12 protein-coding genes are annotated in these 13,477 nt (G+C 64.9%); 5 read left to right on the forward strand and 7 right to left on the reverse strand.

Annotated elements, in window-relative coordinates:
* Positions 1 to 15: 15 nt before the first annotated feature.
* From J5474_RS08395 to J5474_RS08425, 7 genes are all read right to left on the reverse strand, one after another.
* On the reverse strand, positions 16 to 1,068 hold the full coding sequence (locus tag J5474_RS08395) for a Gfo/Idh/MocA family protein (protein ID WP_209360399.1): 1,053 nt from the start codon (positions 1,066 to 1,068) through the stop codon (positions 16 to 18).
* Positions 1,065 to 2,066, reverse strand: a complete 1,002-nt coding sequence (locus J5474_RS08400; protein ID WP_209360401.1) for a Gfo/Idh/MocA family protein — start codon at positions 2,064 to 2,066, stop codon at positions 1,065 to 1,067. Before J5474_RS08400 ends, J5474_RS08395 begins: the two co-directional genes overlap by 4 nt.
* A gap of 1 nt (position 2,067) precedes the next feature.
* The gene (locus J5474_RS08405; protein WP_209360402.1) at positions 2,068 to 3,084 is read right to left on the reverse strand and encodes a Gfo/Idh/MocA family protein; all 1,017 of its coding nucleotides are present in this window, start codon (positions 3,082 to 3,084) and stop codon (positions 2,068 to 2,070) included.
* The gene (locus J5474_RS08410) at positions 3,081 to 4,160 is read right to left on the reverse strand and encodes an ABC transporter ATP-binding protein (RefSeq protein WP_209360404.1); all 1,080 of its coding nucleotides are present in this window, start codon (positions 4,158 to 4,160) and stop codon (positions 3,081 to 3,083) included. The genes J5474_RS08405 and J5474_RS08410 overlap by 4 nt, the downstream gene beginning before the upstream one ends.
* 24 nt (positions 4,161 to 4,184) lie before the next feature.
* A complete protein-coding gene (locus J5474_RS08415; protein WP_209360405.1) occupies positions 4,185 to 5,261 on the reverse strand; it encodes a carbohydrate ABC transporter permease in 1,077 nt (358 codons plus the stop codon).
* Positions 5,262 to 5,352: 91 nt separating this feature from the next.
* Positions 5,353 to 6,771: a carbohydrate ABC transporter permease gene (locus J5474_RS08420; RefSeq protein ID WP_245216353.1), complete on the reverse strand. Its 1,419-nt coding sequence runs from the start codon at positions 6,769 to 6,771 to the stop codon at positions 5,353 to 5,355.
* A gap of 67 nt (positions 6,772 to 6,838) precedes the next feature.
* Positions 6,839 to 8,128 carry an ABC transporter substrate-binding protein gene (locus J5474_RS08425; protein WP_209360407.1) on the reverse strand — a complete coding sequence of 430 codons (1,290 nt, stop codon included), beginning with the start codon at positions 8,126 to 8,128 and terminating at the stop codon, positions 6,839 to 6,841.
* A gap of 277 nt (positions 8,129 to 8,405) precedes the next feature.
* On the opposite strand from J5474_RS08425, the gene J5474_RS08430 reads away from it, so the two are divergent.
* The 5 genes from J5474_RS08430 to J5474_RS08450 all read left to right on the forward strand — a co-directional run bounded on the left by J5474_RS08430 (position 8,406) and on the right by J5474_RS08450 (position 13,475).
* On the forward strand, positions 8,406 to 9,383 hold the full coding sequence (locus tag J5474_RS08430) for a sugar phosphate isomerase/epimerase family protein (RefSeq protein WP_209360408.1): 978 nt from the start codon (positions 8,406 to 8,408) through the stop codon (positions 9,381 to 9,383).
* 370 nt (positions 9,384 to 9,753) lie between these two features.
* A complete protein-coding gene (locus tag J5474_RS08435) occupies positions 9,754 to 10,494 on the forward strand; it encodes an ATP-binding cassette domain-containing protein (protein ID WP_209360410.1) in 741 nt (246 codons plus the stop codon).
* Positions 10,491 to 11,531: an ABC transporter permease gene (locus tag J5474_RS08440; protein WP_209360411.1), complete on the forward strand. Its 1,041-nt coding sequence runs from the start codon at positions 10,491 to 10,493 to the stop codon at positions 11,529 to 11,531. Before J5474_RS08435 ends, J5474_RS08440 begins: the two co-directional genes overlap by 4 nt.
* A 44-nt stretch (positions 11,532 to 11,575) precedes the next feature.
* A complete protein-coding gene (locus J5474_RS08445; protein WP_209360413.1) occupies positions 11,576 to 12,559 on the forward strand; it encodes a sugar-binding protein in 984 nt (327 codons plus the stop codon).
* Positions 12,560 to 12,620: 61 nt separating this feature from the next.
* Positions 12,621 to 13,475 (forward strand): amidohydrolase family protein, encoded by an 855-nt coding sequence (locus tag J5474_RS08450; RefSeq protein ID WP_209360414.1) that lies wholly within the window; start codon positions 12,621 to 12,623, stop codon positions 13,473 to 13,475.
* The last annotated feature ends 2 nt before the right edge of the window (positions 13,476 to 13,477 follow it).

Consider the following 13,477-nt stretch of genomic DNA (forward strand, 5'->3'; position numbering starts at 1 on the left):
GTCCCGGCAGAGGGGTCATTGGGGTAGCCAACTGCCGTAGAGCGGAAAGTCCGGCCCCAGAGGCAGGCTCACCGGCAGCGACGTCCGCGCCGACTGGTAGACCGCGCTGACGAATTCCAGCGACCGCCGGCCGTCGGCCAGGGTCACCGCGCGCGCGCCGTCGCCCGCCAGCGCCTCTGCCACTGCGCGAAAGAACCCGACAAACCCCACCTCCTCCGGGCCGACCGTTGCAAGGACGGCGTCCAGTTGGGCCTGTGTCGCCGGTGCCCGCGCGGTGAAGGTCCAGCCATGCGCGGCGGGCGCGTAGGGCGACAAACCCGTCTCCACGGTCACGCCCTCGAAGACCAGTCGCATCCGCGTCATGTCCGTGGCCCCACCCAGCGTCACCGAGGAGGTCAGCACCGCTCCGCTCTGCATCCGGAGCGAGAGCGCAGCGCAATCCTCCACATCGATATCGTTCACCCGCGTGGCCAGTTCAGCGTAGACCCGCGCCACCGGGCCAAGGAAGGCAGGCAGGTAGTCGTGGATGTGAATGGCATGGCCAAGGATCGCGCCGCCGCGCTCCCCCGCCCATGTACCGCGCCAGTCCACCGCGTAATAGGCCGCGTCACGGTTCCAGTGCGTCTCGATCGTACCGGCGTAAAGCTTGCCAACAAGGCCGGACTCCAGAACCGCCCGCAGCTGCGCCGTGCCGGGCCCGTAGCGGTACTGAAACACAGGGAAGACCCGCCGGCCCGATGCCTCTGCCGCCGCGATCAGCCGGTCCGCTTCTGCCAAGGAGGCCACCAGGGGCTTCTCGCAGATCACGTCCTTGCCCGCCGCCAGCGCCTTTTCACAGGCGGCCAGATGCAGGTGCGGCGGCAGGCAGATGTCGATCAGGTCGACATCGGAGGCCAGTACCGCGTCGAGACTCGAACAGACCGCCACGCCGCATGGCCCGGCCACAGCCTTCGCCCGCGCGACGTCGAGGTCGCAAAGGGTGACGACTTCGAACAACTCCGGCAACTGCTGGTAGGCGGCGAGGTGTTCGCGCCCGATGCCAGCCCCGATTATGGCGACCGTCGTCATTTCCCTTCCGCCTTCATCTGGGCGCGGATGGCGACGTCCATGGTGCGGAATGTGTGCTCTTGCGGCGCGGCCGTGTAGGTCCGGGCCTGAATGTCCTCTGTCAGCAAACGGAAATACGGCAGTTCGACGTTGCGGCAGTCGATGTAATCGTTCCGCAACCCATTGGTCAGGTACAGATTGTCCGTCCGGTGCGGCAGGCCGACATCGGTGTACTTGCGGCACTCGATGCTGCCCTCCGTGCCGAGGATGAACAGCCGCCCGTCGCCCCATGTGGGCAACCCGTCCGGCGTGAACCAGTCAAGCCGCAGGTAGCCATGCCCACAGTCGCCCACCAGCGTCATCTCCCCGAAATCCTGAAAACCCGGATTCTCGGGCATCGTCGTGTTTTCCACCAGAGCATGCGCCACCGTGACCTCTGTCGAGCCGGTGAAATGCAGGAACTGATCCACCTGATGCGATCCGATATCCGTGAGGATGCCGCCGTAGCGCTCGCGCCTGAAATACCAGTCGGGCCGGGTCTTCAGGTTCTGTTTGTGCGGCGCCAGCGTCACCACCTGCACCACGCGCCCCACCGCGCCATCGGCAACCAGCTGCGACGCCTTCACCGCCGAGCGGACCTCGAACCGTTCGGAGAAGTTCACAGACCAGATGCGTCCGGTACGCGTGACGCATTCCCGGACGGCGGCCAGCTGCTCCAGCGTGGTGCAGCCGGGCTTGTCCACCATGACGTCCTTGCCCGCCTCCATCGCCTCGATCGCCAGCGCGGCGCGGTCGGCGGGCACGGCGGAGATCAACACCATATCCGCATCCCCATCGAGGATCGCCCGGCGGTCCGGCACTTTGGTCACTTCGGGGAAGACGGAGTTGAACTTCTCCTCCGTGACGGCGGGGCCGTCCGTCCAGTACTGTGCGCAGGACGCGCCCTCGGCCTTCATACCCGCGAGCATCCCGAAGATATGCCCGTGGTCGATCCCGAGCACCGCCAGTTTCAAACTCATCTCATACGTCCTTCAGATCCACCGTCGTGCCCGATTGCCCCGACCGCTCCAGCGCCGCGATCAGGCGGTGCACCTCCAGCGCCGCGCGACCCGGCACCAGCGGCGCACGGTCGCCGCGCACCGCCTCCATGAAGTCTTCGATGACGAAGCGGTGCCAGTCGGAGGTGAAGGCCATCGGGTCCGCTCCCGCGCCGCTGGTCGCCGCCTGTCCGAATTCTTCGGCGCGCCCGTCCTGCCAGTGGACGCGCAGCACACCAGCCTCCAGGTGGGCGGAGCCTTCTGTGCAATGGAGCGTGATCGTCTCGCCCCGACCCGGAAAGCTCGCCGTGGTTGCAAAGAGCTGCCCCACCGCACCGCAGGCAAAACGCAGGCCGGCACAAACGAAATCCTCTGCCTCCATGTCGTGGAAGCCGGTGGTGGCCGTCATCGCGGTGACTGCGGCGACCGGCCCGCTGAGTGACAGCATCAGGTCCATGGTGTGGATCGCCTGAGAGATCATCACCCCGCCGCCATCACGCTGGTAACTGCCGCGTCCCGGTTCGTCGTAGTAGCCCTGGGAGCGCCACCAGGGCACGCTGACCTCCGCCGTCCTGAGCGGTCCGAGGCGATCGAGCACGCGGCGTAGCTCCGCCACCACCGGGCGCGCGCGGTGTTGCAGCATGATGCCCAGCGGCACCCCGGCCACCTCGCAGAGGTCCACCACCCCCGCCGCCGTCTCCAGCGTACGCTCCACCGGCTTTTCCATCAGGATCGGCTTGCCCGCGGCGGCCAGCGTTTCCACGATCTCGGCGCGGGCATTGGGCGGCGTCGTCAGGATGACGAAATCCACGTCCGACTGCGCGATTTCCTCCACCGAGGCCGCCGCGCTTGCGCCAAGGTCGGGCCAGTCGCGCAGGAACCCTGCCCGCGCGTCCTCGCTGCGGGCGTAGACAAGCGACAGCGTCAGGCCGTTACAGTTGCGGATCGCGTCGCCGTAGGTCTGCGACACCATGCCGAGGCCGATCAGGGCACATTTCATCGCGTTCTCTCCAGGGCTTTATCGTCCTCTCCGAAAAGGTGAAAGGCCTCGGTGGGGAAGCGCACACCCACCTCCTGCCCGCGCCTCAGGGGGATCTGGTGGGCGTGCTGCACGGTCAGTTTCTCGCCATTGGCAAAGGCGCCGTAGATGTAGGTCACGGCGCCCAGTTGTTCGTAGTTCTCCACCCGGATCACCTCGTCGCCATGCCCGACGTCGCCATGACCATGGAGGGAGACGCCCACCGCCTCTGGCCTTATGCCCAGCGTGACTTTTCCCGCGCCCGCGAAAGGCACATCGCGCACCAGCCCGCAGTCGGTGCGCAGCACGCCGTCGGCCAGCTGGCCGCGCAGGAAGTTCATCTGAGGCGCACCGATAAAGCCCGCGACGAACTTGTTGGCGGGATGGTTGTAGAGGTCGAGCGGCGCGCCGATCTGCTCGATCCGGCCACCCCTCAGAACCACTATACGGTCGGCCATGGTCATGGCTTCGATCTGGTCGTGGGTGACATAGATCATCGTGTTGCCGAGCTTGGCGTGGAGGTCGGAAATCTCCACCCGCATCTGCAACCGCAATTCGGCATCGAGGTTGGACAGGGGTTCATCGAACAGGAAGATCACCGGTTCTCGCACGATGGCGCGCCCGATTGCCACGCGCTGGCGCTGGCCGCCCGACAACTGGCCGGGACGGCGCGCCAGAAGGTGGTCTATCTGCAGCATCTTCGCCGCCGCCTCGATCCGCTGCGCGATCTCCGCCTTGGGCATGCGCAGGTTTTCCAGCCCGAAGGACAGGTTCTGCCGCACCGACATATGCGGATACAGGGCGTAGCTCTGGAACACCATGCTGAGGCCGCGCTCGGATGCGGGTACACCGTTCACCCGCCTGCCCTGCAGCAGGATGTCGCCGGAGGTTGGATCGTCGAGCCCCGCGATCAGTCGCAAAAGCGTGGATTTGCCGCAGCCCGATGGTCCGACGAAGACGACGAATTCGCCCTCTCCGATGGCGAGATCGATCCCGTGGATCACATCGACCGGGCCAAAGGATTTGCGGATCTGTCGAAGGTCGAGCGCATGGGTCATGTCAAATCAGTCATTTCAGGACGGTCATTTCAAACCTGTCGTGGCGATTCCGGTGGTGATGAAGCGTTGCAACCAGACGAAAACCAGCGTGATCGGGATCAGTGTAACCACCGTCATGGCGAGGATGTAGTGGAAGTCGGAATTGAACTCTCCGGCGAACTGGGTAAGCCCCAGTTGCAGTGTGTGCTTGCCCGGGTCGGAGATCAGCACGATCAACGGCCAGAGGAAATCGTTCCAGCGCCAGATCACCGACAGGATCGCCAGCACCGACAGCGCGGGCAGCGAGAGCGGGATGATGATGCGCCAGAAGATGCGCCATTCGCTGGCGGCATCCATGCGCGCGGCCTCCAGCAGTTCATCGGGGATTGTCAGCATGTATTGCCGGAGCAGAAAGACGCCGGTGGGCGTTGCGGCGGCGGGAATGATGACGCCCCAGAGCGACCCGAAGATGCCAAAGGACCAGACCACGAAGAACAGCGACACGAGGATGATGGAGGCTGGGATCAGCAGCGTTGCGACGATCAGCAGGGTAAAGGTCAGCCGTCCCCGGAAACGGTATTTCGACAGGGCAAAGGCCGCCATGGCGTTGATCAGCAGCGTGATCAGTGTGGCCGCCACCGTGACAAAGACGGAATTGCCGAGGTAGGTCAGGAAGTTGAAGGTCTCCTGCCCGTTCCGTTTCAGGATCGGGTCCAGATAGTTCTCTGTCGCTATGCGCAGTTCCTCGTGCGGGGCCAAAGCCTCTTTGGGCACCTGAAAGACTTGATCGGGAGCTTCCAGCGTGGCCACGTCGGTGATCTTGCGCGTGGGGCCCGCCTTGGTCACAAGGCGCTGCGTGCCATCTTCGGCGGTCCAGGACCACACGGGTTTTGACCGGCCATCGACCATCGTTTCCACCTGCGCGATGGGCAGCACGCGGGTGTCAAAGCTGTCCACCGCACGTTCGGACTTGATGGAGGAGAAGAGCGTCCAGAGCACAGGTACGAGGATGACCAGCACGCCCAGAACGAGGTAGCCGTAGGCCAGCACGTCCTGCAGGCCGATGCGCTCTGCCGTTTCGCGGTTGCCGCGGGTGCGGGAGAGGTAAGTGGCGAGACTCATTCCCGCCCCCCGGCGTGGCGGGGGCGGCATGGGTGAACGGCTCCGGCAGGGGTATCTCCGCCAAGTTGAAGCAGGGGCGCGGCACAAGGGGTCACAGGTCCGATTGCCTCCGTGTCAGCCAGAGTTGCAGGAAGGTGAAGACGGCGATGACCACCGCCATCAGGATCGACCCCGCCGCCGCCTGCCCGTAATCGGGCTTGTCGCTGGCAAAGGCGACCTCGTAGATGTTCTGCACCACCATAAAGGTTTCCCGCCCCGGGCCACCGCCGGTCAGCAGGTAAACCTCGTCGAATATCTGAAAGCTGCGGATCAGGCTGAGGACAACGACCACGGTCAGCGTCGGCATGACCAGCGGCAGCGTGATACGTCGGAAGGCCCGGAAAGGACTGGTGGCGTCCATTTTTGCCGCCTCATAGAGGTCTGCGGGGATCGCTTGCAGGCCCGCCAGCAAGATCAGCATGTAAAAGCCCATGTGCGACCAGCAGAAGACGAAGACCAGCCAGAAGAACGCCCAGCCGGTTTTCGGCGTCACCAGCCAGTTCACCGGGCGGTAGCGGTCAAAGGCAAACACGGCGTCGAACTGGATCGACAGCAGCAGGATGGCGGAAACGGCGGCGGCTGCATAGAGCGCGGGCCGCGCCGCGTGCCCCTGCGCCACGATCCAGAGGAGGAGAAGCCCCAGCCCCACCCCCAGCCAGCCGCTGCCGTCGCGGCCGATCAGGCTCAGCGGATTGGCCCAGGTGACAAGCGCCGCCAGCAGCGCGGCAAAGACAAAGCTCCATGCCAGCGGCGGCGCGTCAGGTCCAAGGCTGCGCAGGGTGACCACCATCAATACCACGGCAAGGATCACTGTCGCGGCGATGTCGAACCCGGCCAGTCCCGCAAGCGCCGTCATCGCCTCCGTCGTGTCGCCCAGGGCCGCGTTCAGTGCGCCCTTTCGGTGCAGCACCCAGTTCCAGATATTGGCGATCACCACCGGAGACAGCATCACCGGATAGAAGAACATCGCCCGCCAGAAGCCCCGCCCCCTGATGTTGCGGTTCACCACCAGCGCCGTCAGCAGCGCCGCGCCCACCATCACCGGGACCTGGATCGCCACGAACCACAGCGTATTGTACATGCCGGTCCAGAAATTGTACCCGGCATTGCTGCAGGTCTTTGGCACCAGCAGGTTTTCGCAATCGAACAGCCCGGCGTACTTGTCCCAGCCCACATAGGGCCGGTCGAAAAGCGCGATAGATGGCCCACCGGTCATCGAGACGTAGACGTTCAGGATCATCGGCGCAAAGGTGAACAGGCCGAAGATCAGCATATTGGGCAGCAAAAGCGCGTAGGGCACGCCACCGCGGCCAAAGACGCTCTGCGCCAGTTCCACCGGGAAACCCAGCAGGTCCATGAGAAATCGCGGCACCTGTGCCGCCGTGTAGCTGCGATGGCGCAGCAGCCAGACCGTGCCCCCCAGCCCCCACAGGAGCCCGAGCGCGGTCATGAGTATCCCGGCGGGTGTCATGCGCGTTCCTTCTCCGCTGGCGCGGGGCACAGGCCGGGCGTTCCCCGGACTGTGCCCGTGTGTGCCGTCAGCGGGCGTTGGTCTCCAGTTCTTCGCTGATCTTGTCCAGCGCCTCGTCCAGCGTCAATTCGTCGTTCATCGCGGCCGAAAGATACTGCACGGTGGCGTTGTACATGACGAAACCGAACTGCAACCCCTGCAAGTCATAGGCCTGTGGCGTCTGCTCGGCGGCGTCGGCTGCCATGGCGGTGAAAGCCTTCAGCGCCTCCGAGACCTGCGGCGCGGCGCCTGCCGTCTCGTAATCCAGCCCGTCCTTCTGCAGCGCGGCGTTGGCCGGGATGGCAAAGGTGCGGCTGTACCACTCGCGGGCCTGCTCCTCCTCGGCCATCCACGCGACAAAGCCCGCGGCCGCGGCCTCGGCTTCCGCGTCGCCCGACTTCAGCGCCACCAGCCCGGTGCCGCCCGGCATCACGCCGCAGCCCGCCGGGCCACAGGGCACCGGCACAACCGACCAGTCGAACTTGTCGCCGACATTGGCCTGCACGTTCGAGGTATTCCACGATCCGGACATGTAGAACGGCGTCTCCGAATTGAAGAACAGCTCGTTGCCATTCGCGTATTTCGACCCGGAAACTGCGGGCCAGATGTCCGGCGGCATCAGCCCGGAGTCGTGCCAGTCCAGCATCAACTGCGCAAAGGCCCGGTAGCCGTCATCGACCACCAAATGCCCTTCACCGTCAAAGTATTTCGCACCGTAGGACATGGCAGGCCCGGCAAAGCGGTGGCCGGAGCGGTCCATCACCATGCCGGCATAGGATCCGGTCGCTTCCATCACCGCGCGCGTGGCCTCTGCCCAGTCTTCCCATGTGGCGCCCGGTCCGGGCAGATCGACACCCGCCTCCTCGAACATGGTCAGGTTGACGTATGGGCCGGTAACGGTCATTTCCGTATGGAACCCGTAGATCCCCCCGTCGGTCCCCGCCCGATACCACGGCAGCACCGCGCCATAGGCGGCCTCCCAGGCGTCGGCATCCACCTGCGGCGTCAGGTCGACGTAATAGGGATGCATCCCTCCGAGGTTGGTGACAAAGGCGAGGTCTGGCCCGGTGCCCGCCTCCAGCTGCAGTGGCAACTGGTCGCGCAGCACGTCATAACCCACCGCGTTCAACGTGATGGTCACATCCGGGTGCTTTTCCTCGTAGCGCTCGGCGAACTCCTGAATGATGGCGGCCTTGCCATCCACGTCGGACAGCATCATGCCGAGATCGACAGCGCAGGCCGTCCCCCCGATCACCATCGTACCCATGGCCACCGTGGCCAGCAGCGCGGCCCTTGCGTTTGCACGCGTGCGAATCATGTATCTTCCTCCCGTTGCGCTGGGCCCGTACTCTTTGCGGACGGTGCCGGCAGCCTTTAGGCAAAGGCCGGAGCAGCGCCCATCCCTCACCAGGGTGAAGCGTATAGCTCCTCCCTCATTGATGCAACTTCCATACAAGTTGAGGCAGCGCGTTTCTTTCTCGGGGCGGTCCGCCCCCGGATCCGCCACATCCGGGTATGTCCGCGGAAAACCGCGAAAGGAAACGCTCCGTTTACCTGCATCGCGTAAGCCTCGGAGGCCACTCCAGGAATGCTCCATGAAACCCGGCCTGATTTCGAACAGCCTCGCGCATCTTTCCCTCGGCGACATGCTTGATAATGCCGCGCGCCTCGGGCTTCACGCGGTGGAACTGGTGGTCGGCGGGACGGGGCCAGTGCCGCATGTGGACCGGCAGAACCTGCTGGACGACCCCCGGTCCCGCGCGGACCTGTTGCGCAGCCTTGCAACGCGTGGCCTGACACTGGTCGCGCTGAATGCCATGGGCAACCCCCTGCACCCGCAGGAACGCCATCAGGGCGACGACCTCGTTGATGCGATTCGCCTGGCCGGTCTGCTTGGCGTGGAAACCGTGATAACCGCCTCCGGCCTGCCCGCCGGTAATCCCTCCGACACGACACCCAACTGGATCACCAACTCCTGGACGGTCGAACGTCAGCGCATCCTGCGTTACCAGTGGGAGGACGTGCTCCTGCCCTTCTGGACTGGCATCAGTGCCCTCGCGCGGGAAAATGGCGTCCGCGAGGTCTCGCTGACCCTTGGCGCCAACCAGAGTGTGCACAACGTCCCGACGCTCCTGCAATTGCGGGAGGCTGTCGGCCCAACCATCGGCGCCAACCTCGACACGTCGCAGCAGTTTCTCATGGGGGCCGACCCGATCCGGGTCGCCGCTGCGCTGGGTGACACCCTGCAGCATGTCCATGCAAAGGACGTGCTGCTGAACCCGCCCGTCCGCGACGTCGGATCGATCATCGATACCGGCGACCTCGCGGACATGGACGAACGCGCGTGGTCCTTCGTGACGCCCGGCTACGGCCACGACCGGGGCTGGTGGGCGCGGTTTTTCTATCAACTGGCCCTGCAGGGCTACGACGGGCCAATGGTTGTCGACCATCAGGACCTCGTGCTCGCGCCCCTCGACGCTCTGCGCAAGTCCGCCGCTCTGCTGCGTCATCACCTGCCCGCCGGGCCACAGGCCGACGTCACGACCCAAGCCCACGCCGCGCCCGGACTGTGACCCCCCGAACCATCCCACGGACGGGATGTGGTACCGCGACTATGGCAACCTCGGGGCCAGCCTGGCCTTTGGGCCAGCATCGGGCCAGCCTCGGGCCAGCATCGGGCCAGCCGCACAAATCGCCGGACGCCACGGAATTTTCTTGAACCTTCGCGCAGTGGCGTGCAACGCTTGGTATACCAGAACGCGGATGACACGCCCGGGCACGACCCGTTCAACTGGCGGCATCCAAGGGGAGGATCAATCGAACGCGGGCCGCGCACATGGCCCGGTCGGGTGTGGACTTACGCCCTGCGCCCTCTCCCCCTGATCGACGATTGCCCGGACCACGCCGCGTCCCTGCGGTGCCCCGGGTAGGGGAGGAACGACCATGAGCCTGCTCGACCTCAAGGGCATCACCAAAAGCTTCGGTGCGATCCACGCGCTCAACGGGGTCGACCTGAGCATCGCCCCGGGTGAGGCCGTCGGCCTGATGGGGGACAACGGCGCAGGGAAATCCACGCTGATGAAGATCATCGCCGGAAACTTCCCCCCGACGCGCGGCCAGATCCTTATCGAGGGCGAAGCCGTCCTGTTTCACAAGCCCATCGACGCCCGCAACAGCGGGATCGAAATCGTGTATCAGGACCTCGCACTCTGCGACAACCTGACGGCGGCGGCGAACGTCTTTCTCGGGCGAGAGGAACGCACCGGCATCTGGCCCTTCCGCAAGCTTGACCACGCGGCGATGACCAAACGCGCCGGCGAACTCTTCGCCGAGCTGAAGTCCGAAACCCGCCCCCGCGACCTCGTGCGGCAGATGTCCGGTGGCCAGCGGCAGGCGGTCGCCATTGCCCGCACCCGGCTGTCGGACCCGAAACTTGTCCTGATGGACGAACCCACCGCCGCGATCTCTGTCCGGCAGGTGGCCGAAGTTCTCAACCTAATCAAGCGCCTGAAGGACACCGGCCACGCCGTCATCCTCGTCAGCCACCGGATGCCGGACGTCTTCGACGTGTGCGACCGTGTGGCCGTCCTGCGGCGCGGCACCAAAGTGGCCGACAAGCCCATCACCCAGACCACCCCCGAAGAGGTCACCGGCCTCATCATCGGAGCGATCGAAGCAGCATGACCGACACCGCCCAGCAGCAAAGCCCCGCCCAGAAGGCCATGGACCACGCGGCCATCGACGACAGCATCACCTCCCGTCAGGAAATGACTGGCCTGGGTGCCATGTTGCGAACCCAGCCGTTCTGGGTCTTTGTGGCAATCCTCATGCTGGGGCTCGTCATGAGCTTCGTCTCCGACGCCTTCATGACCGAACGCAACATGTTCAACATTTCCCGCAACATGGCCTTCTTCGGCATCATGGCGCTGGGCATGTCGGCTGTGATCTGCACCGCCGGCATCGACCTGTCGGTTGGCTCGCTGCTGGGGCTTGCCGGCATCAACCTCGCGTTGGTGCTGCAGGCTGGCTGGAGCGTCGAGGTCGGTTTCCTCGCCTGCGTCGGTACGGCGATCATCGTCGGGCTCATCAACGGTATACTCATCGCATACCTGCGCCTCGCGCCATTCGTCGTGACGCTGGGGATGCTGGCCATGGCGCGCTCCATCGCCATGGTGATCTCCAACAACAAGATGGTCTACGAATTCGGCCCCGATCAGGACGTGTTCGAGAACATCGGCGGCGGCTCCATGATGGGCGTGCCGAACGTGGTCTGGGTGCTGACCGCCATGACGCTGATCTTCCTCTGGATCTGGCGCTATACCCAGTGGGGCCGCTGGGTCATCGCCATCGGTGGCAACCCGCAGGCGGCCAAACTGTCGGGCATTCCGGTCGAACGGGTCATCGTCTCCGTCTACGTTGTATGCTCCCTGTGTACAGGCATCGCCGCCTTCATGTTCATCGGCTACACGGGTTCCGCCACCAACGCGATGGGCGCCACCTACGAGTTGAACGTCATTTCTGCTACCGTCATCGGCGGGGCCAACCTGATGGGCGGCGTGGTCTATGCGCTGGGCGCGCCCATAGGCGCAGCACTGGTCGAGCTGATCCGCAATTCCCTGTTGCTCGCAGGGATTCCCGCGCTGTGGCAGCAATTCTTTGTCGGCCTGTTCCTCATCCTTGCGGTGCTTCTGGAACAGATCCGCAATCGGGGGGGCAAATAATCCCCCGAAAGACCCGAACTTCATGAACCATGGGAGGTAAAATCATGAAGAGACTGCTGACCACCGCCGCCATTCTGGGCGCGCTCACGACCCCGGCGCTGGCCGAGGACTACACCTTTGCCCTCGTGCCGAAGGCGATGAACAATCCCTTCTTCGACCTCGCCCGCGACGGGTGCAACAAGGCGCAGGAAGAGATCGACGGCGTGACCTGCGAATACATCGGCCCGGGCGAACACACCGAGCTTGAGCAGATCCAGATCGTGCAGGACCTGATTACCAAGGGCGTGGACGGAATCGCCGTGTCGCCCTCGAACGCGCCGGCCATGGCGAAGGTCCTGCGCGAGGCCGAAGCCGCGGGCATTCCCGTGCTGACCTGGGACGCCGATCTGCTGGACGAGGACAAGGGCCTGCGCGCGGCCTTTGTCGGCACCAACAACTACGACATCGGCGTGAACCTTGCCAAACTGGTGCAGGAGCGCAACCCCGATGGCGGAACCATCTGCCTGCAGACGGGCGGCGCCGCTGCGGCCAATCACAACGAGCGTCTGAAAGGTGCGCGTGATACGCTGGCCGGAAAGGACATGGGCACCGCGCCGGGCGATGCCCTGAACGGTGAAGGCGGTTGGACCGAGATCTCGGGCTGCCCGCTGATCACCAACGACGACGGCAACGTCGCCGTGCAGGGCATGACCGACATCCTCGCGGCGAACCCGGATCTCACCGCCTTCCTGTCCACCGGGGCCTTTACCCAGTGGTTCGACAACGCCTATCGTGGCGCCGCCGAACCCTACAAGGACAAGATGGCCGACGGTTCGCTGACCATCGTGGTGGCCGACACCCTGCCGATGCAGATCGCGCAGACGAAGGACGGTCTGGGCAACGGTCTGGTCGGCCAACGCCCCTTCGAAATGGGCTATCTCGCCATGAAGATGCTGAAGGATCTGAAGGACGGCGGTACTTTGCAGGACCCGACCTACACCGGTCTCGACGTCTGCTCGAACGACAACATCGACACCTGCGTCGAATAACCCCGCAGACATCACGGACGGCGGCGCATCAACGCGCCGCCGTTTCCTTTGAGGATACACAATGAGTACAGACGAAAGCCCGACAGTCGTGACGGTCGATTCCCACCAGCATTTCTGGCAGCCCGCCCGTGGCGACTATGGCTGGATGCCGCAGGACGATCCCGTCCTGTCCCGTCCCTACGGCCCCGCAGACCTGAAAGAAGCGTTGAACACATGCGGTATTCAACAGACCGTTCTGGTGCAGGCCGCACCCACGGTGGCCGAAACGGAGTACCTCCTCGGCATCGCCGACGCCACGCCGCATGTGGCCGGCGTCGTGGGCTGGATCGACTTCGAACAACCGTCGCAGCGTGCGATCCTCGAACGGCTCGCCCGGCACCCGAAGTTACTCGGCGTCCGTCCGATGATCCAGGACCTGCCCGACGACCGCTGGATGCTGCGGGACGACGTGCAATGGGCCTATCAGGCCTTGATCGACCTCGATCTGACCTTCGACTGCCTCGGTTTCCCGCGCCACATACCGCATTTCGCCACCCTGCTCGACCGTTACCCGCGCCTGCGCGCCGTGCTCGACCACTGCATGAAGCCGCAACTGCGCACGCCAGACAGCTTTGACGCGTGGCGCGACGGCATGGCCGAACTGGCGCAGACCCAGGCCTTCGTGAAGCTCTCCGGCCTGCTGACGGAGGCCGACACCGCCGTCGATGCCGATACCGTGCGCCGCTATGTCGACCACGTCATCGCGGCCTTCGGCCCCGAGCGCGTCATGTGGGGCTCGGACTGGCCCGTACTCCGCTTGCGCGCGGCATACGCCGACTGGCACGCCATGGCGCGCGCAATCACCGACCCACTGGACGCCGCCGACAAAGATGCCATCTTCGGCGAGACCGCGAAACGTTTCTACAGACTGGATTGACC

It is taken from the genome of Sagittula salina (assembly GCF_017813235.1).
GTDB classification, from domain to species: domain Bacteria; phylum Pseudomonadota; class Alphaproteobacteria; order Rhodobacterales; family Rhodobacteraceae; genus Sagittula; species Sagittula salina.